The organism is Pseudomonas brassicacearum (assembly GCF_003732265.1).
GTDB lineage: Bacteria > Pseudomonadota > Gammaproteobacteria > Pseudomonadales > Pseudomonadaceae > Aquipseudomonas > Aquipseudomonas brassicacearum_D.
This window is the reverse complement of the sequence record NZ_MOBK01000295.1, coordinates 1-343: the sequence shown is the minus strand read 5'-3', so window position 1 is coordinate 343 and position 343 is coordinate 1. Positions and strand designations below refer to the sequence as shown.

1 pseudogene is annotated in these 343 nt (G+C 63.0%); it reads left to right on the top strand.

The features are described 5' to 3' along the window. A pseudogene (locus BK660_RS31365) lies at nucleotides 1–343 on the top strand (pyruvate carboxylase subunit B); the annotation flags it as partial.

Here is a 343-nt window from a genome sequence, read left to right as displayed (position 1 = left end):
CATCGGCAGCGAAGAAGTCATCGATGTGCGTCCGGCCGATCTGCTCAAGCCGGAAATGACCAAGCTGCGTGCCGACATCGGCGCACTGGCCAAGTCGGAAGAAGACGTGCTGACCTTCGCCATGTTCCCGGACATTGGCCGCAAGTTCCTCGAAGAGCGTGCTGCCGGCACCCTGACGCCGGAAGTGCTGCTGCCGATTCCGGAAGCGGGCGGTGTGACCAAGGCGGGCGGCGAAGGCGTGCCGACCGAGTTCGTCATCGACGTGCACGGCGAAACCTATCGCGTCGACATCACCGGTGTCGGCGTCAAGGCTGAAGGCAAGCGTCACTTCTACCTGTCCATC